At 54.8% G+C, this 18,696-nt stretch carries 12 protein-coding genes; 1 reads left to right on the top strand and 11 read right to left on the bottom strand.

Going from position 1 to position 18,696, the window contains the following annotated elements:
* The first annotated feature begins 69 nt into the window (after positions 1–69).
* The gene (locus tag FYJ35_RS03930) at positions 70–4,401 is read left to right on the top strand and encodes a 2-hydroxyacyl-CoA dehydratase (protein WP_154523492.1); all 4,332 of its coding nucleotides are present in this window, start codon (positions 70–72) and stop codon (positions 4,399–4,401) included.
* A 205-nt stretch (positions 4,402–4,606) separates the two neighbouring features.
* On the opposite strand, the gene FYJ35_RS03935 is transcribed toward FYJ35_RS03930, so the two are convergent.
* The 11 genes from FYJ35_RS03935 to hisZ form a co-directional block, all read right to left on the bottom strand.
* Positions 4,607–7,048 carry a helicase-related protein gene (locus tag FYJ35_RS03935; RefSeq protein WP_154523495.1) on the bottom strand — a complete coding sequence of 814 codons (2,442 nt, stop codon included), beginning with the start codon at positions 7,046–7,048 and terminating at the stop codon, positions 4,607–4,609.
* Positions 7,049–7,100: 52 nt separating this feature from the next.
* Positions 7,101–7,820: a 2-phosphosulfolactate phosphatase gene (locus tag FYJ35_RS03940; protein ID WP_328597038.1), complete on the bottom strand. Its 720-nt coding sequence runs from the start codon at positions 7,818–7,820 to the stop codon at positions 7,101–7,103.
* Positions 7,821–8,029: 209 nt separating this feature from the next.
* A complete protein-coding gene (locus tag FYJ35_RS03945; protein ID WP_154523498.1) occupies positions 8,030–8,383 on the bottom strand; it encodes a hypothetical protein in 354 nt (117 codons plus the stop codon).
* A gap of 76 nt (positions 8,384–8,459) precedes the next feature.
* Positions 8,460–9,956 (bottom strand): threonine synthase, encoded by a 1,497-nt coding sequence (thrC, locus tag FYJ35_RS03950; RefSeq protein WP_154523501.1) that lies wholly within the window; start codon positions 9,954–9,956, stop codon positions 8,460–8,462.
* A 227-nt stretch (positions 9,957–10,183) separates the two neighbouring features.
* Positions 10,184–11,098, bottom strand: coding sequence for a cell wall hydrolase (locus FYJ35_RS03955; RefSeq protein WP_154523504.1), 915 nt, complete (start codon positions 11,096–11,098; stop codon positions 10,184–10,186).
* Positions 11,099–11,476: 378 nt separating this feature from the next.
* A complete protein-coding gene (locus tag FYJ35_RS03960; protein ID WP_205839702.1) occupies positions 11,477–13,162 on the bottom strand; it encodes a 2-isopropylmalate synthase in 1,686 nt (561 codons plus the stop codon).
* Positions 13,163–13,232: 70 nt separating this feature from the next.
* Positions 13,233–14,552, bottom strand: a complete 1,320-nt coding sequence (gene hisIE / locus FYJ35_RS03965) for a bifunctional phosphoribosyl-AMP cyclohydrolase/phosphoribosyl-ATP diphosphatase HisIE (protein WP_154523507.1) — start codon at positions 14,550–14,552, stop codon at positions 13,233–13,235.
* 19 nt (positions 14,553–14,571) lie between these two features.
* A complete protein-coding gene (hisB, locus tag FYJ35_RS03970; RefSeq protein ID WP_154523510.1) occupies positions 14,572–15,159 on the bottom strand; it encodes an imidazoleglycerol-phosphate dehydratase HisB in 588 nt (195 codons plus the stop codon).
* 85 nt (positions 15,160–15,244) lie between these two features.
* Positions 15,245–16,546 carry a histidinol dehydrogenase gene (hisD, locus tag FYJ35_RS03975; protein ID WP_154523513.1) on the bottom strand — a complete coding sequence of 434 codons (1,302 nt, stop codon included), beginning with the start codon at positions 16,544–16,546 and terminating at the stop codon, positions 15,245–15,247.
* 96 nt (positions 16,547–16,642) lie between these two features.
* A complete protein-coding gene (hisG, locus tag FYJ35_RS03980; RefSeq protein ID WP_154523992.1) occupies positions 16,643–17,323 on the bottom strand; it encodes an ATP phosphoribosyltransferase in 681 nt (226 codons plus the stop codon).
* Positions 17,324–17,346: 23 nt separating this feature from the next.
* On the bottom strand, positions 17,347–18,540 hold the full coding sequence (gene hisZ, locus FYJ35_RS03985; protein ID WP_154523516.1) for an ATP phosphoribosyltransferase regulatory subunit: 1,194 nt from the start codon (positions 18,538–18,540) through the stop codon (positions 17,347–17,349).
* Positions 18,541–18,696: the final 156 nt, after the last annotated feature.

The following is an 18,696-nucleotide window of genomic DNA, read 5'->3' on the forward strand; positions in this document are numbered from 1 at the left end:
TGTTGTATAATACCCCATTGTGAATCGAATCATACACACATTTTTAATAAGAAGGAATTATTGATCTATATGGCACGGAATACAAAGTACGCACTCGGCGTGGACATTGGCTCCACCACTGTCAAGGTGGCCGTCCTTGATGAAAGCAAAAAGCTGCTCTTCTCAGATTATCAGAGACACTTTGCGGATATCCAGGGTACACTTGCCCGCCTTGTGAAGGAAGCCCGGGAGGCGGTGGGGGACGTGAAGGTTTCCCCGGTGATCACAGGCTCCGGCGGACTGGCACTCGCGGGAAACATGGATATTCCCTTTGTCCAGGAGGTCATCGCGGTCTCAACGGCACTGAAAAAATATGCGCCGCAGACGGATGTCGCGATTGAGCTCGGCGGGGAGGATGCGAAGATCATCTATTTTGACGGTTCCTCGATTGATCAGCGTATGAATGGAACCTGCGCCGGCGGCACCGGTTCCTTCATCGATCAGATGGCCTCCCTGCTCCAGACCGATGTCACAGGACTGAATGAGTACGCGAAGCACTATCAGTCTCTCTATACCATCGCAGCCAGATGCGGTGTTTTTGCCAAGACCGATATCCAACCTCTGATCAATGACGGCGCGACAAAGGAAGACCTCGCCGCATCCATTTTTCAGGCTGTTGTAAACCAGACCATCTCCGGTCTGGCCTGCGGGCGTCCAATCAGGGGGCATGTTGCCTTCCTCGGCGGGCCGCTCCATTTTCTGAGTGAACTGCGGACAGCCTTCATCCGCACGCTGAAGCTTGACGACGAGCATGCCATCATCCCGGACAATTCTCACCTCTTCGCCGCAATCGGTGCCGGTCTGAACGCCCATTCCGCGATGGCCGTCAATCACTCGAAGGAGCACGAGAAGCTTGCCGAGCAGCTTTATGAGGCTGGAAAGGCCGTGACGGATGAGGATTCCGACCGTCTGCTGAGTGAGCTGGAGAAGGAGCTGACGGACGGCGTTCAGATCCAGTTCGAGGTTCCGCGCATGGAGCCCCTCTTCGCCTCTCAGGATGAGTATGACGACTTCATCGAACGGCAGAATCAGTACAATGTGGCGACGGAGGAGCTGGAGTCCTACAGCGGAAACTGCTTCCTCGGCATTGATGCCGGCTCCACGACAACAAAAGCGGCGCTCGTCTCTGAAGATGGCTCCCTTCTGTACTCGTTTTACAGCAATAACAATGGCAGCCCGCTGAAGACGGCTATCCGTGCGATTGAGGAGATCTATGACCGGCTGCCTGAGGATGCCCATATTGTCTATTCCTGCTCCACCGGCTACGGCGAGGCGCTGGTTAAGTCTGCCCTGATGCTGGACGAGGGCGAGGTCGAGACCATCGCACACTACTATGCGGCGTCTTTCTTCGACCCGGATGTGGACTGTATTCTTGACATCGGCGGACAGGATATGAAATGCATCAAAATCAAGAATCACGCGGTCGATTCGGTGCAGCTCAACGAGGCCTGCTCCTCCGGCTGCGGATCGTTCATCGAGACCTTTGCAAAGTCTCTGAACTATTCGGTGGAGGACTTCGCGAAGGCGGCACTTTTTGCGGAGCACCCCTTTGACCTCGGAACCCGATGCACAGTCTTCATGAACTCAAAGGTCAAGCAGGCGCAGAAGGAGGGAGCCAGTGTCGAGGATATCTCCGCCGGTCTTTCCTACTCAGTCATAAAAAATGCTCTGTACAAGGTCATCAAGGTTTCTGATGCCAAAGAGCTTGGCCGCCACATCGTCTGCCAGGGCGGAACCTTCTACAACGATGGCGTTCTGAGAGCGTTCGAGAAAATTGCCGGCTGTGAAGCCATCCGCCCGGACATTGCAGGCATCATGGGCGCGTTTGGAGCCGGTCTGATCGCAAGGGAGCGCTATGAGGAAGGGAAACAGACTTCCATGCTCTCGATCCGTCAGATCCGTGCGCTCCAGTATACAACACACAATGCCAAGTGCCAGGGTTGCACGAATCACTGCAGGCTGACAGTGAACCATTTCTCCGGCGGACGGACCTTCATCTCTGGAAACCGGTGTGAACGGGGTATCGGAAAGAAGAAGAATGCTGAAAACCTGCCGAACATGTACGATTTCAAGAACCACCTGCTCTTTGACAGGGAGGTTCTGCCGGAGGATGAAGCGGAGCGGGGAACGATCGGTATCCCGCGCGTGCTGAATATGTACGAGCTGTACCCGTTCTGGCATCTGTTCTTCACAAAGCTGAAGTATCATGTCGTGCTTTCGCCGGCGAGCACGCATCGGATCTACGAGCTTGGTATCGAGTCAATCCCGTCCGAGTCCGAGTGCTATCCGGCCAAGCTGACGCACGGACACATCGAATGGCTGATCGCGCAGGGGGTGAAGAAAATCTTCTATCCCTGCATTCCCTACGAGCGGAAGGAGTTCAAGGAGGCCGGCAACCATTACGACTGCCCGATCGTGACGTCCTACCCGATGAACATCAAGAATAATGTTGAGACGATCCGGTCAAAGAATATCGATTTCATCTGTCCGTTCATATCCTTCGAGAGTCTGAAGACGGTCACGGAGCAGCTAGTTGATGTCTTCTCCGATCTTCCGGAGCGGGAAGTGCGCGAGGCAGCTTCAGCGGCATGGACGGAGCTGGACCGCACAAGGCAGGCGGTCTATGCGGAAGGACAGCGGATTCTGGATTATCTGGAGGAGACCGGAAAGCATGGCATCGTACTGGCAGGGCGTCCTTACCACATCGATCCGGAGATCAACCATGGCATCCCGGAAATGATCAACTCCTATGGCATGGCAGTTCTCTCGGAGGATTCCATCTCGGAGCTCGCCCCGATTGAACGTCCGCTCCGCGTTCTGGACCAGTGGATGTACCACACGCGGCTCTACGGCGCAGCGGAGTTTGTGAAGCAGCGTGACAATCTGGATCTCATCCAGCTCAACTCGTTCGGCTGCGGTGTCGATGCGGTCACAACCGACCAGGTCGACGAAATCCTGACCGGATCGGATAAGCTCTACACCTGTCTGAAGATTGACGAGGTCAACAACCTCGGTGCGGCGAGAATCCGGATTCGTTCACTGATCGCGGCCATCCGAATCCGTAAAAAGAACCATACCGCCCGGACCATCCGTTCTTCTGCTCAGGAGACCGTTTCGTTTACAAAGGAAATGCGGAAGGACTACACCATCCTTGTGCCTCAGATGAGTCCGATTCACTTCGGTCTTCTGGAAGCTGCCATGACAGCGAGCGGCTACAATATGGTGGTCGTCAATCCGCCTGAGAAGGACGCGGTCGACAAGGGACTGAAATATGTCAACAATGACGCCTGCTACCCGTCCCTGATTGTCGTCGGGCAGATGATGAGCGAGCTGGAATCCGGCAAGTACGATCCGCACAAGTGTGCGATCATCATGTCCCAGACCGGCGGCGGCTGCCGCGCGTCGAACTATGTCGGCTTCTTCCGCCGGGCGCTGAAGAAGGCCGGGATGGAATATGTGCCGGTCATCGCCGCTTCGGTGCAGGGGCTGGAGAGCAATCCAGGCTTCCGCCTGAACTATTCATTTGCAAAGCGGGCGCTTTTTGCCTGCGAATTCGGCGACCTGTTCATGAAATGTCTCTACCGTGTCCGCCCATATGAGGTGGAGCGTGGAAGTGCGGACAGACTGCACGAAAAACTGGAGAAGGAATGCATCGACTTTCTCTATTCCGAGAATCCATCCGGAAAAGATTACAAACGTCTGTGCAAAAAGATTGTACAGGAGTTTGATTCTCTGCCGATCCATGAGGACATGAAGAAACCGAAGGTCGGGATTGTTGGTGAGATTCTGGTCAAGTACTCTCCTGCCGCAAACAACCATCTGGTTGAGCTTCTGGAGCGCGAGGGTGCCGAGGCTGTCCAGCCGGAGCTTCTGGACTTCGTTCTCTACAGCCTCTACAATGAGAACTTCAAGTGTCAGAACCACTATGCCGGGAAGGCGACAACGGCACTCTGCAACATCGGCATCAGGTTCGTCGAGCACTGCAGAAAAACAGCCCGCGAAGCGCTTGATGCCTCCCGTCGTTTCAAGGCACCGCACCATATCCAAAGCCTTGCCGAGCGGGCGAAGGCTGTCATCTCAATCGGCAACCAGACCGGCGAGGGCTGGTTCCTGACCGGAGAGATGCTCGAGCTGATCGAGGAGGGCACGAAAAATATCGTCTGCGTCCAGCCCTTCGGCTGCCTGCCGAACCATATCATGGGGAAAGGTGTTATAAAAGAAATCCGCCGGCAGCACGCCGACGCAAACATTGTCGCCATCGACTACGACCCGGGTGCGTCGGAGGCAAACCAGCTCAACCGGATCAAGCTGATGCTGTCAGCCGCGGTCCGGAACATGGAGGACGAAGCGGCGCTCGCCTGATACGAAACCGCCGGACAGGTCAAGAACAAAAACACAAGAACAAGGTCTTAAGCTTCAGGCAGACAAATGGCTCCGGGCATCATCAGCCCGGAGCCATTTCTTCGCTATCCTGTCTTTCTCTTTCTGTCTTGCCTGTCCGCCTTTGCCTGTCCGCCTTTGCCTTTCCGTCTTTGCCTTTCTGTCTTTGTTTTTCTGTCTTTGTTTTTCAGCGTACGGCTTTATGCTTCCCCCTGATCTGCATTGGTGAGGCACTGTGCTGGTAATCACAGCGTACAATCTGGAAATGCTCTGCCAGATAGTATGCGCCTTCGTCGGACACGATATACTTCGGATCCAGCTTCACGGTATACCGGAAGTACGGCTCAAAGCGGCAGTAGTCCGGCGTCCTGGTCTTTCTCTTGTAGCAGTAATAATCAATATAGGTGGCTTCATTGCCAAAGGACTGCTGAAGCTCCCTTGAATACAGCCTTCTGTAATCTCCATACGGAAAACGCCCGGTGTTGCGCTCTGTCTGCCCAGAGACAGAGACATAGATGTATGCCAAAGTCCAGTCCGCATGGCGCTCCTGGAACGCGGGCTGCACCTGCTCGCCGGTCTTGTTCCCGGATTCTTCCGTTCGATTCTCCGGCTTTTCCGCCATCATCTCAGCGATGCGCTTTGTGATGGGTGGTTTCAGCCGAATGACATAGGAAGCGAGATCGTCTCTTCTGATCTTGTAGAAAAACGAGCTTGCCAGATCCAGCTGCCTGCAGAGCTTCTCCAGTGTCATCATGTGCGGTCTGTACCGCAAAATCTTTCCAATCTGTTCTTTGTCTGGAAGCAGAAGCTTCCACTCCTCGTCCGTCCCGGTTTCCTTGTCATACAGATACAGAAAATTGTCAAGCAGACCCTCCTGATCCCGGTCCTTCAGATCCAGCGGCAGGGCTGCAAGGCTGTACTCATCCCGTTTTCCAATCCGCCTGTACCGCGATTCGATGAGTCTGCAGATATAAAGCTCGGTGGATGTGTCCGCCTTCACAAACGGCACTCCTGCCTTTGCCTCATTCCATGCCTTATAGATCAGACTCAGCGGGAGATCGACATCCACCAGAAACGATGGCAGCTCCAGGGGTGCAGCCGCGGAGGGAATATCCTTTTCCTCCAGCTTCTGCCGGATTTCCGCTCTGTCTGCCGCGTCAAATGTATTCACATAGCCAACCGGGAAACGTCCGTACCGTCCAGCCCTTCCCGCGACTTGCTTGACCGTCTGGGAATCCAGCTCCACTTCCTTGCGATTGATATGTTTAACCGTATCCCGGAAGACGATCCGCTCTATGTTGTAGTTCTGGCCGATCGCAATGGCATCTGTCGCGACAAGACAGTCCGTGTCGCCGCGCTCAAACTTCCGCGCCTCCTCCATTTTCACTTCGTAGGGAAGTTTTCCATAGACAATGGACGGATTCATCCCTTTTTTCTGAAGCCAGGCCGCCATCTCATAGGCGCCAAGCCTTGAGAAAACGATGTACGCATCGTTCTTCCTCGGCCCCCGGTACGGCTCCTCCTCGAACTTCAACTCGCTTGTGCGGATATGCTCGACCACCTCGTACGTATCCCCGCAGAGTGTGATCAGTTGTTTCGTAATCTCAAGTCCGCTGTATGCGCAGCAAACCTCCACAAAGGGCGCATTGACGCCGAGAATGGCATTGGTGTAAAGAGACCCGTCCTCTCCGGATATCAGCTGGCACTCATCAATCACAGCCATATCATACCGATGGCGGAAATCGAGCATCCCGATCGTCTCTGAGATATGGGAGGCTTCAGGTTTGATTTCCTTCTCCTCACCGGTTGCAAAGCTGCACGGGACACCATATTCCTCGATGACCGCCCGGCCTTCATAGGCCAACATTCTAAGCGGCGCCAGATAGACGCCGGAAGGAGCATTGGCAAGCGCCTTCATGGCGTCATGCGTCTTTCCTGTGTTGGTACCTCCCACATGGATGGTGAAATGGCGCCTGATTTTTCTGGCATCGCTGAAGAGATCCGGAACGTGAGACCGGGCCACCTCATGGATCGAATCGTACCGGTCCAGCATGGCCTCTGCTGCTTCAAGCTGGTACTTTGCCGCACATGCATGCAGAAGCCTTGTGTTTTGCCCGACACGCACGGCTGCGGCTGAAATCACCGCTGCCCTGCCATAGCTGTCCGGAAGTGCTCTGATGCTGCCAACCAGCACCGGCTCCGGCCTTCTTCTGCGTCTCATGCCTCCCCGTTCAGGCTGCAGATCCTCCTGAAGCCTGTCCGCAATCCTGGTCCCGATTGTTCGAAGCGTCTGTCCTGAAATCCTCAGACGCATTTTTTTCCGAAAGCTCCCAAGCAGTGTATCTGCGGACTTTCCCTGTCTCACCTTTGTCCCGTTTAAAAACCCGGAAACCGGATCCGCCGCCAGCTGATGACGGAACAGTGCCAGCGCCTCTGCATCCGATTCAATTGTCTGAAGGGAGCGTCTGCTGCCCTCGCCATCCTCCATCCGGATCTCATCACTGTAGCTGATCAGACCTGCCAGCACGTCTGTCAGCCGGTCTGCCTCCGTCTCAATCTGCCCGAGCACATCAGCGGGGATGCAGGCTTCCACATCCGATTCCCGGATTCCCTTGAACTGCTCTCTCATGTTCCTCTCCTGCTCCCGGTTCCTTCCGCCTCTTTCGTCTTTCCTTCCGATGTCAGGTTCTTTCGATCCACTCCGGCGGGTCCGCCCGTCTGATCATCAGGCGTCCTGCCTCATCTCTGCAGACCCTCAGTACGAAGTTAAACCGGTCATGCGCCACGCAGAGCGGATAATCCTCCGTCGGAAAAATATCCGCCTGAGCCGGATCAAAGAACTGCTCCGCCCCATGATTCCTCAGCCAGGCAATCTTCCCGTCGATATCATACGCTTCCCCCTTCAGAAGGGCTTCGATATAGCGCGCACAGATCAGATCCTCGTTTGTACTTGTAAGTCCTGCCTTTCCCATCGCGACAATCGATACGACGGAAGGATTCCGGAAACGAATATACGCCGCAACAGCCCTTGCATTCACAAGGCTTCCTGTCACGATTTCCTCCGCACCTGCCTTCGCAGCTGCAGCTATCCCCTGTGTTCCGGCAGATGTCGAATGGATCATCGCCTTCCCCTTGAAGGATGTCTTCGTCACATCGTACGGGGAATTTCCGAGATCGCAGCCGTCTACCTTCGCGCCGCCTCTCTCGCCGAGGAAAACAGCATCCGGATAACGTTTCTTCAGAGCGAATGCATCCTCAAGCCGCGCAATCGGCCAGGACCAGAGCGCTCCTTCCGAGAATGCATAGCATTCTGTCGTAAACGCGCGGAACACATCGATGACCACCGTCAGTCCCCGCGCCTTTTTCGCTCCCTCCAACAGTTCAAATACCCTGATCTCCACGTTCTCTGCCCCCTGTGCTGCCTGTATGCGTGTGCAGCTGTCCATTTTCATCCTGTCGAACTTTCCCCCTCAGGATGTCACCAACAGGTCTGATTATATGCCATCCCTTCCGCCTCGTGAAGGTTAAAAACAGGCACACCCGCTTTTGAAACCTGCCGGGCGTGCCTGCTTTCTGTGTTCTTATATTCACTGTAACACACTTGAAACCTTCAGCAGAAAAATTCTTTCTCTGCCTTCTTTGCGCTCCTGGTAAACCAGATCAGCACCACAAGGAACACGGCTGTCAGCCCGAGATACACGTAGGTATTGACCGGCCTGACATAGTCCGAGAAGAGCCCGAGCCCGCCGGCTGCAAGCGCAGAGAGGGCAAACACGAGCAGTTTTCCCCCGATCGCCTTCTTATACCCGTCCAGATCCTTGCAATGCGCGGTCGACTTATCCGGCAGAAGGACACCCTTTTTGACCTCTCCCTTAAACTGCAGCAGATACCAGCAGTACATCAGATAGATGCCGCATCCCGCAATCAGAATATCCATAAAAGAAAACAACGAATTGTTATCCATCTTCCTGCATCCCTTCCGGCAGATTCCAGCATGGCTGACTGCCTCCAGCCCTCTCCCGCTCCGGCGGCTTCCTCATTCAGGAAAGTCCGAGCCAGGAAGCGACCTCCTTCTCCATGCCGTCCCCTGCGATAAATGTATTGTGAAGAATCGGTGCCTTCCGGATATCCTCGATCGCCTCCGGAATCCGGACACCGCTCAGCGTTTGGAGCTCATCGATCAGTTCCGAATCGGTCTTCTCCGCCATCTCAGGCTCTATTGCGCAGACAACTGCTCTCGCAAACTTATACGGGCTGGCAGTGCTGGCAATGACGACCGGCGTCGTGTCCTTCGTCTCCTCACGATACTTGCGGCAGACCTTCGACGCGACTGCCGTATGGGTATCGATGACATACCCGCAATCCCTGTAGACCTGCGCAATCTCCTCCGCAGTCTCCTCCTCACTTGCGTAGTTTCCATAGAAATCAGACAGCTTCGTGTACATACCGTCCGTGATCTTGTAGACACCCTGGGAGGAAAGCGCGCTCATCAGCTTCGCTGTCTGTTCGCTGTCGTCCCCGGATATTCTGTAGATCAGTCTCTCAAGGTTCGAAGAGACCAGGATGTCCATCGACGGACTTGATGTCAGCTTGAACGAACGGTTTTTATCGTACGCGCCTGTTCTGAAGAAATCGACCAGGACCTTGTTCTCATTCGAGGCACAGATGAGCTTCTTCACCGGAAGACCCATCCGCTTCCCATAGTATGCCGCCAGGATGTTGCCGAAATTTCCGGTTGGAACCGTAATGTTGATCCGCTCACCCGGCTTGACTGCGCCCTGTCTGAGAAGCTGTCCATAAGCATAGAAATAATAGACAATCTGAGGAACCAGTCGTCCGATGTTGATGGAATTGGCAGATGAGAACCGAAGCCCCTGCGCCTTCATCCTGCGGTTCATCTCCGGATCCCGGAAGATCTTCTTGACACCCGTCTGCGCCTGGTCGAAGTTTCCGTCAATGCCGACAACATGGACGTTCCCGCCGCGCTGGGTACGCATCTGAAGCTCCTGTACACGGCTCACGCCGTCCTTCGGGTAGAAGACGATGATCTTTGTCCCCGGGACATCCGCAAATCCTGCCATGGCCGCCTTCCCGGTATCCCCGGACGTCGCAGTCAAAATCACAATTTCATCCGTGATCTGGTTCTTCCTCGCCGCCACTGTCATCAAATGCGGAAGAATCGAGAGCGCCATGTCCTTGAAGGCAATCGTCTTGCCATGGAACAGCTCCAGATAATACGCATCGCCCTCGTGTCTGAGCGGAGCCATCGACGGATCGTCAAACTTGGCATCATATGCCTTGTTGATGCAGTCCTTCAGCTCTTCCTCCGTGAAGTCGGTCAGCAGAAGGCGCATGATCTGGTATGCTGTCTCCTGGTAGGACTGCTCCGAAAGTCTCCGGAAATCGCCATCCCACACAGGGAGCTTTTCCGGAACAAACAGTCCCCCGTCCGGCGCAAGCCCCTGAAGGATCGCCTGGGATGAAGTCACTCTCAAATCCGAATTTCTGGTGCTCTTGTACATGATCGTCTGCTGCATGACCGCTGCTCCTGCCTTTTGATTGCAAAATGGTTCGTATCAGTCTCTAAGAATACCTTATTTAGAAGAAAGGCGCAAGTTATTCTCTTCTGTATGTTTTCTGGAATGTTCCCGGAGAGGGAACCTCACCACCTTAGCTGTAGTTCAGATGGAATTTGCCCCGTCTTTTTTTGATCAATGTAAACAAGCGGAAGAGTTCATATGCTCTTCCGCCCATCCATTTTTGTTCATTTGAACTTATAATAATCGTGCCCGCCGTAGGAATACAGGTATTCCAGTGTCTCGTCAAACCAGTTGACATTCTTGCTGGAGGACGATTCCCGTGCCATGAAAAACAGCGCTCCATCCGAGATGTTCTTCCCGCTGATTGCCTCCTTCACCGCCTTTATGGTACTGTCGGAGATGGTCAGCGTCCCCATCCGGCCATCCTGTGTCGGCGAGAACTGGGCCGTACCGCCCACTCTCTGCCAAACGACATCATAGACATTGTCTGGAAAATGGCTGTCCGCCACCCGGTTCAGTATGACATCTGCAACAAGAAGCTTGCTCTTCTCATCGCCGCCTGTGCACTCCGCTTCCACAATATTCAGCAGGGTGGAATAATCCGTGTAGGACATCGATCTGTTCTCTGCGATCACCTTGCCTGCATCGCTTGTGATCTGGGACGCCGACTGAATGGCCTGTGCACCCGAGCTGTCTTCCGGCTCCACAGTCGTCTCCGGCTCCTTCACATTGTCAAGACTCTCCGCGATGGAGGAAAGCCACATGGAAGTCTGGTTTCTCAGCTGCGTCTGCCTGCTGTCCTCACTCCCGCTTTCCGGCTCACCTGTCCCCACATCTGCCGGGGCATCTGTCTCATACGTTTCGGTCCCTGCTCCCACCATCACAGATGGCGCAATGCCTTCCGCTGACGCTGCACTTGATGTTCTGTGCAGAGAGACCGGAGCTGCGATGCTACCTGTAAAAAAGACAGCTGCCGTGATGAACAGACCAAGGATCTTCCCCTTTGATGAAAACTGCTCCTCACTCAATCCTGCATCAGCCGACGCTCTGCGCTTTGAAGCAGACACCGCCAGCTCAGCTTCTTTCACGCGGCCCTCACCCGATTCAGATCGATCTGTTTTCCGCAGGTTCATATCCATGGAAGCCCCTCACCTTCTCTCCATCACATTTACATTCATCAAGACGACAGCTGCAGACATATTGAGTCATCGACGCCTGTCAGCTCCGTCATATTGGTCGATACATCGCACATTATAGATATGTTTATTACGTTTGTCAACATTTCCGTAACACAATTGTAACATGCATAAGCCCAGTCGCTATGCAGATGGACGCGGCATGCCTGCATGCCGGCGGGCAGATGCACGAGCGACGCCAACAGACATGAGCGTGAAGCGATGCGCAGCAGCGCGAAAACGCGAATGGCTGTCAGCGGCCCGGAAGCTGCGCAGCAGCGAGGGACGAAAAAAACAGCTGCCCGCACTGCAGGCAGCTGTTATCAGGAAGGCATTCTGTTATTATTCTGAAAGCGCTGTATCCTCCGCATTCACCATGTTATTCACGGCTGTGAGAAGGGCACTGACGGAAGCCCGGATGATATCGACATCCACGCCTGCGCCCCAGTACAGCACGCCGCTCTTTCTGCTCCTGACACCGACATAAGCGATGGCTCTGGAGGAAGAGCTCTTCTCCAGCGCGTGCTCCTCGTAGGTATCCAGATCATACTCAAGCCCGTATGCCTTCTTGAGCGCGTTGGACACGGCATTCAGGCGGCCGTTGCCGGACGCCGTAATCTCGGCGGAGCGGTTTCCGAACTGTGTCGTGATGGTTGCAATGATTCCATTGTGCTGACGGAAGGTCACATGAGAGATGCCGTAAGGCTTTCTGACATCCTCGAAGCGGTCGATGAAGAGATCGAAGATCTCGTTCGGCGTCAGCTCCTTGTGCTGATGCTCGGACTCCAGCTTGACCTCGTCGCGGATCGCCGACGCAAGCGCCTTCGGCAGCCTGAGGCCGAAATCGTGCTCGAGAATGAAGCCGATTCCGCCTCTTCCGGACTGGCTGTTGATACGGATGACATCCGCATCGTAGCTGCGGCTGATGTCTGTCGGATCGATCGGCAGATACGGCACCGTCCAGAGATCCGTGTTCTGCTCTTTTCTGTAATGCATGCCCTTTGAAATGGCATCCTGATGGGAGCCCGAGAACGCCGCAAATACCAGGGAACCTCCGTATGGAGTTCTCGGATTGACCGTCATGCCCGTATAATCCTGATACTTGTCTACGATATCCGGCATATCGTCCAGGTGAAGCTTGGGATCCACACCCTGGCTGTACATGTTCAAGGCGAGGGTCACGATGTCCACGTTCCCGGTCCGCTCTCCGTTTCCGAAGATCGTCCCCTCAATCCGATCCGCACCGGCAAGTTCGCCCAGCTCTGCGTCTGCCACGCCGGTCCCGCGGTCATTGTGCGGGTGAAGAGAAAGCACGACGTTCTCCCTGTACTTCAGATTGTCGGAGATGTACTCGACCTGATCTGCATAGACGCTTGGCACGGAAAGCTGCACCGTCGACGGCAGATTGATGATGGCCTTGCGGTCCGGTGTCGGCTTCCAGACATCGAGAACGGCATTGCAGACCTCGAGCGCATACTCCGGCTCCGTCCCTGTGAAGCTCTCTGGACTGTACTCAAAGCGATACTTCTCGCCTGCCTCGTCCGTCAGATTCTGCAGAAGTTTAGCGCCTTCGACAGCAATCTGCTTGATCTCTTCCTTTGACTTCCGGAAAACCTGGTCACGCTGCGCCTTTGACGTCGAATTATAGACATGAACAATGGCGTTCTTACAGCCCTTCAACGCCTCGAACGTCTTTCTGATGATGTGTTCTCTGGCCTGTGTCAACACCTGGACTGTCACATCGTCCGGAATCATGTTCCGCTCGATCAGGGCACGCAGAAAGTCGTACTCCGTCTCGGATGCCGCCGGAAAACCGACTTCGATCTCCTTGAATCCGATTTTAACCAGGAGCTGAAAGAACTTCAGCTTGGTTTCCATATCCATCGGCACAACCAGTGCCTGGTTTCCGTCCCGAAGATCCACCGAGCACCACACCGGTGCATGGTCGATATAGGTCTTATCCGCCCACCTGTGACCGGTGTCCGGCGCCTTGAAGAACTGTCTGGTATATTTCTGGGAATTCATCATCGCCTGTCACCTCTCTGAGTCATGAACATTCTGCATATAGATTCTTGCTGTGCTGAACAGGATACCGTACTTACTCGCGATTTGCAAGCTCCTCCGCAATATCTTCCCAGGACAGGCCTCGTTCGACCATCAGAACCATCATGTGATAAAGGAAATCCGCCATCTCGTAGCGAACCTCCTCACGGTTCGGGTTCTTGGCCGCAATGATGATCTCAGCCGCCTCCTCCCCGCATTTTTTCAGAATCTTGTCGATTCCCTTGTCAAAGAGGTAGTTCGTATAGGAGCCCTCCTTCGGATGCTCTTTTCTGTCGCGGATCACATCGAGTACCTGCTCAAACACCGTGAGCGGGTTGCGGTCCTGATAATCCTTCTTCAGAATCGTGCGGTAGAAACAGCTCCGGTTTCCCGTGTGGCAGGCGGCGCCGATCTGCAGCACCTTCGCCAGCAGCGTGTCACTGTCGCAGTCCAGCCGCATCTCCCGGACATACTGATAATGCCCTGAGGTTTCCCCCTTAACCCAGAGGCTCTGCCTGCTTCTGGACCAATAGGTCATGACACCGGTTCGGACGGTCTGCTCGAAGGACTCCTTGTTCATATAGGCGACCATGAGCACCTCTTCATTTTTGTAATCCTGCACCACACAGGGAACAAGCCCGTTCTCGTCCGTCTTCAGCTCTTCCCAGCTGACAGCGCTCTCAAAGAGGTTCAGATCAGCCCCCTTTGCCTTCAGCTCCGCCTTGAGCTTCATGATATCGGTCTTCGGATCCCTGAGAATGTCCTCGCACAGTCCCTCCACGCAGTCCTGCGACAGAATCCCCAGCTTTTCGTCCTCGGAAAGGCCGTCACTTCCCACGACAACCATCGTCTCCGGCAGCCCGCTGAGGTTCGCAAACTCCAGACGGTCCTTTCTGTATACGAACACATCTGTCAGGATAACGATTCCGCTGGCATAGGTCTCAATCCGTGTCTTTGTCTCATCGTCCAGCACCTCGTCCTTGCGGGTGTCGATGCAGACGCCGATCTTCTCCTTGCCGAAACGCTTGGAAACCTCCTCCAGCATCTTCATGTTGGACGCCTTCGAAAAATTCAGAATGGCTTTCGCAGCCCCTGTGTAGAGGATCTTCTTCACATCCTCAACCCGTTTGATATTGCCGAAGCCCCAGACCGGGATATCCACCTTCCGGATGATCTCCCGTTCCAGCGTCAGCGACTCATCGTGTTCCTCATCCGTATCGCTTCTGTCAAAAATCAGCAGGCCGTCCGCTCCAAGGTTTGAATAGTGGCTCGACAGCGCAACGGCGTCCCCGCCCTCATAAGGCTCATCCTCCGTGAGGGAGGTGACTGCCTTTCCGTTTTTCAGATAGATTGCAGAAACCAGCTTCTTTTGCATGATCTTGTCCCCTTCTGCCTTATATGGTACCCTTCGTCGACAGTACATCCGTGATTCTCGGATCGATTCTGGTCGCTTCGTCAAGCGCTTTCCCGAACGCCTTGAACATCGCCTCCGCCATGTGATGGTCATTGCCCGGCGTCAGGACCTTCAGGTGAAGGTTCATCATGGCGCTGTAGGAAATGGCGTAAAAAAACTCCCGGACCATCTGTGTGGACATTGTCCCCATCCGGTCTCCCTGAAAGACTGCGTCGTATGAAAATGAAGGTCTTCCGCACAGGTCGACTGCACACAGAACCAGCACCTCGTCCATCGGCAGAATCCTGCTGCCGTAGCGCTGGATGCCCTTCTTATCGCCCACAGCCTTCCGGATTGCCTGTCCGATCACAATGCCGGTATCCTCGATCGTATGATGATCGTCCACGGTCAGATCTCCGTCCACCTTGACGGTCAGATCGAAGAGACCGTGACGGGCCATCCCGTCCAGCATATGGTCAAAAAAACCGACCCCTGTATCGATCTGAGTCTGCCCGCTTCCGTCGAGATTCAGCTGAACCTCGATGCTTGTCTCCTTCGTGTAGCGCTCCACCTCGGCAATCCGTGCCATCTCACTCCTCCTCACGGGACATATCCCGCTGCTTCTGCTCATACCCCCACCCAGGTTGCCTGATTCTCCTGATACATCCTGTTCCTTAGTCTGCCTCATTCTCGAACCGGACAGCGATAGAGTTGGCATGTGCTGTCAGCTGCTCTGCCTTCGCAAATGTCTCGATATCCTTGTGTACCTTCCGGAGGGCTTCCTCGGAGTAATAGACAATGCTGGACTTTTTGACAAAGTCATCCACGGACAGCGGACTGAAGAAGCGTGCTGTACCGCCCGTCGGCAGGATGTGGTTCGGCCCTGCAAAATAATCTCCGAGCGGTTCTGAGGAATACGGTCCGAGGAAGATGGCCCCTGCATTGTGGACGCGCGTCATCGTATCAAATGGATTCGAAGTGACAATCTCCAGGTGCTCCGGGGCAATCGCGTCGACCGTTTCAATACCCTCCTGCAGGCTGTCCACAACAAGAATATATCCATGATTCTCGATGGATTCCCCTGCAATCTGCGCTCTGGAAAGCACCTTCAGGAACCCGTCAGTCTGCTCCGAGACCTGCTCCGCCAGCTTCACGCTTGTCGTGACCAGGATGGCGGAAGCCATCTCATCATGCTCCGCCTGGCTCAGCAGATCCGCAGCGACAAAGCGCGCGTTTGCTGTCTCATCTGCCAGGACAACGATCTCACTGGGTCCGGCAATTGAATCGATGCCGACCTGGCCGTACACAGACTTTTTCGCAAGCGCGACAAAGATGTTGCCGGGTCCGACGATCTTGTCTACCCTCGGAACCGTCTCCGTCCCGTAGGCAAGCGCAGCGACCGCCTGCGCGCCGCCGACCTTGAAGATCACGTCCGCACCGGCCTCATGCGCCGCAACCAGGGTATTTGGGCTGATTTTTCCATCCTTCCCCGGCGGCGTCACCATGACGATCTGGGACACGCCCGCCACCTTCGCCGGCACGATATTCATCAGGACGGACGACGGATAGACCGCCTTCCCGCCCGGCACATAAACACCGACTCTTCTCAGGGGCAGGACCTTCTGACCGAGCAGAACGCCGTCCTCGCGGGTATCAAACCAGCTGTTCCGCTTCTGTTTTTCGTGAAAGGCCCGGATGTTTTCAAGCGCTTTCCGGATGACACGCAGAAGCCCCTGCGAGACCTCGCTGTACGCTTCCCCGATCTCCGCATCGGATACACGGACTGTATCCGGCGTCAGCTTCACATGGTCAAATTTCTCCGTATTTCCGAAAAGGGCCTCATCTCCGTTCGTCCTGACCTGCTCCACAATCTCCCGGACAGAAGCCTCGTACGCCCCATAATCCGTACGGTTCCGGCTGAGAAGATTTCCAAGCACCTCACGCCTCGTCTTTTCATCCAGTCTGACAATTCTCATGATCCCGTTCCTCCTGAGCAGCAGTTTCTCCGCTTCCGCCTGCTGCATGCATCTGACCGCCCGGCCTGTGTCGTCTGAATTCCTTCTGCCGACGGATCAGGAATCCTGAGCTGAAGACATCCGCTCCTTCTCCTGTTCCCTGGTGAGTACCTCGTTCATATCCCTGAGAAGCGCGGTGATCCGCTCATTTTCCATCCGCATGCTGACCGGGTTCACAACCACTCTTGCAGAGAGCGGACAGACTTCCTCGAGCACTTTCAGTCCATTGGATTTCAGCGTCGATCCAGTCTCGACAATATCGACAATCACCTCCGAGAGTCCGACAATCGGCGCCAGCTCGATGGAGCCGTTCAGCTTGATGATCTCGACCGTCTGGTTCTTCGTCTCATTAAAGTAATCTCTCGCAATCTTCGGATATTTCGTCGCCACCCGGATCTGCTGCTGTCCGTTCAGAAGCTTCCCCGCACTCTCGGGGCCTGCCACGCACATCCGGCACTTCCCGAAGCCCAGATCCAGCACCTCATAGATCTTACGGTCCTCCTCCATGATCGTATCCTCGCCGACCACACCAATATCCGCCGCCCCGTACTCCACGTATGTCGGCACATCCGGACCCTTTGAGAGGAAAAAACGGAGCCTGCGTGCCTCATCTGTAAAGATGAGCTTGCGTGTAGACGGGTCATTCATTTCCTCACAGCTGATTCCAATCTGCTCCAGAAGCTTCATCGTCTGCTTCGCGAGCCGCCCCTTTGTGAGAGCGATTGTCAGATACCTCATCATTTCTCCTCCAGCGCTGACCATTATTCTACCACAATCACAGACGCATAGCCGCCTTCCTCACGCAGCCGCTCCGGCAGACGCGCGGGATCATCCCCGCCTCTGAGACAGGAAAGGCTGCAGAGTTCCGTGTACTTTCCCTGTGCCCGGTAGGTCACCGCTTTCTTCAGCGCCTCCTTCCTGCAATTTTCCGCGTACAGGATCAGATAACGCTCGTGCTCTGGCAGAATATCGATTTTCTGCCTGCTAAGTGCGTTCATCAGCTGGCTCACGACAATCACAAATCCGACAGACGGCGTATCCTTTCCGAAATGAGACAGAAGGCCGTCGTACCGGCCGCCCTTGACAACAGCCTCGCCGGTTCCGTAGGTGTACCCTCTGAAAATGATGCCCGTATAGTACATGTACGCTGAGAGCATCCCGAAATCAAAGGAGACGGCATCCTGAACCCCGTAGACCTGCAGAAGGTCGCGAACCTCCATCAGCCTCCTGACAGCCTCCTGCGCCTTCAGCCCCTCTGAGAGCTCATATGCCCGCTGCAGTGCGCCGTCGCCATTCAGGTCAGGAAGGGTCACAAGAAGCTCCCGCATCCCTTCATCGATCTTCTTGTCCGACAGAAGCTTCCGAATTCCGAAGGTATTGTGGTTGTGCATCAGATTCCGGAGCTTTGTTTCCGTGTCCTCGTCAAGTCCTGCCTCACGCACAAGGCTCTCGAAAAATCCGGCATGTCCGACACTGATCTGAAAATCGCTCAGTCCGGACGCCGTCAGCGCTTCCGCAGCCATCGCGATCACCTCCGCGTCACCGTCTGCGGAGCCTTCTCCGATCAGCTCGGCTCCCATCTGGGTGGATTCCTTGAGCCTGCCCTGAAGCCCCTGGTAATTCACGAAGGTATTCCCCTGATAGGAAAGCCGCGCCGGCTTCATGTTCTGACTGAAGTACCGGCTCCAGGCTCTCGCGATTGAAGGTGTGAAATCAGGGCGGAGTACCAGCGTATGCCCCTCCCTGTCAAAGAACTTGTATAAGTCCTTCGAGGGGATCGTCCCGACATCGCTCCCGAACACATCGAAGAACTCGAAAGTCGGGGTCTCGATGTCCTGGTATCCATAGGAAGCCAGAACCCCATGGAGCCGTTTCTCAAGAATCTTTTTTTTCGCACATTCCTCCCCGTAGATATCTCTCACGCCCTCCGGCGTATGAAGGATTTTCTGATTCATCTCCGCTTTCTCCTCGCTTCCGGTATTCCAGACGGTTCCTGAACCTGGAGTCCGGTTCTCCAGCCACCGGTTCATCTTTGAATAATTTACTATGCTATCACTTTACTTCGCTAAAGCGCCGCATGGGTCTGATTGTACTAAGGTTCCTTCCTGCTG

Origin of the sequence: Porcincola intestinalis (assembly GCF_009696445.1) — a bacterium.
In the GTDB taxonomy this organism is placed as follows: Bacteria; Bacillota; Clostridia; order Lachnospirales; family Lachnospiraceae; genus Porcincola; species Porcincola intestinalis.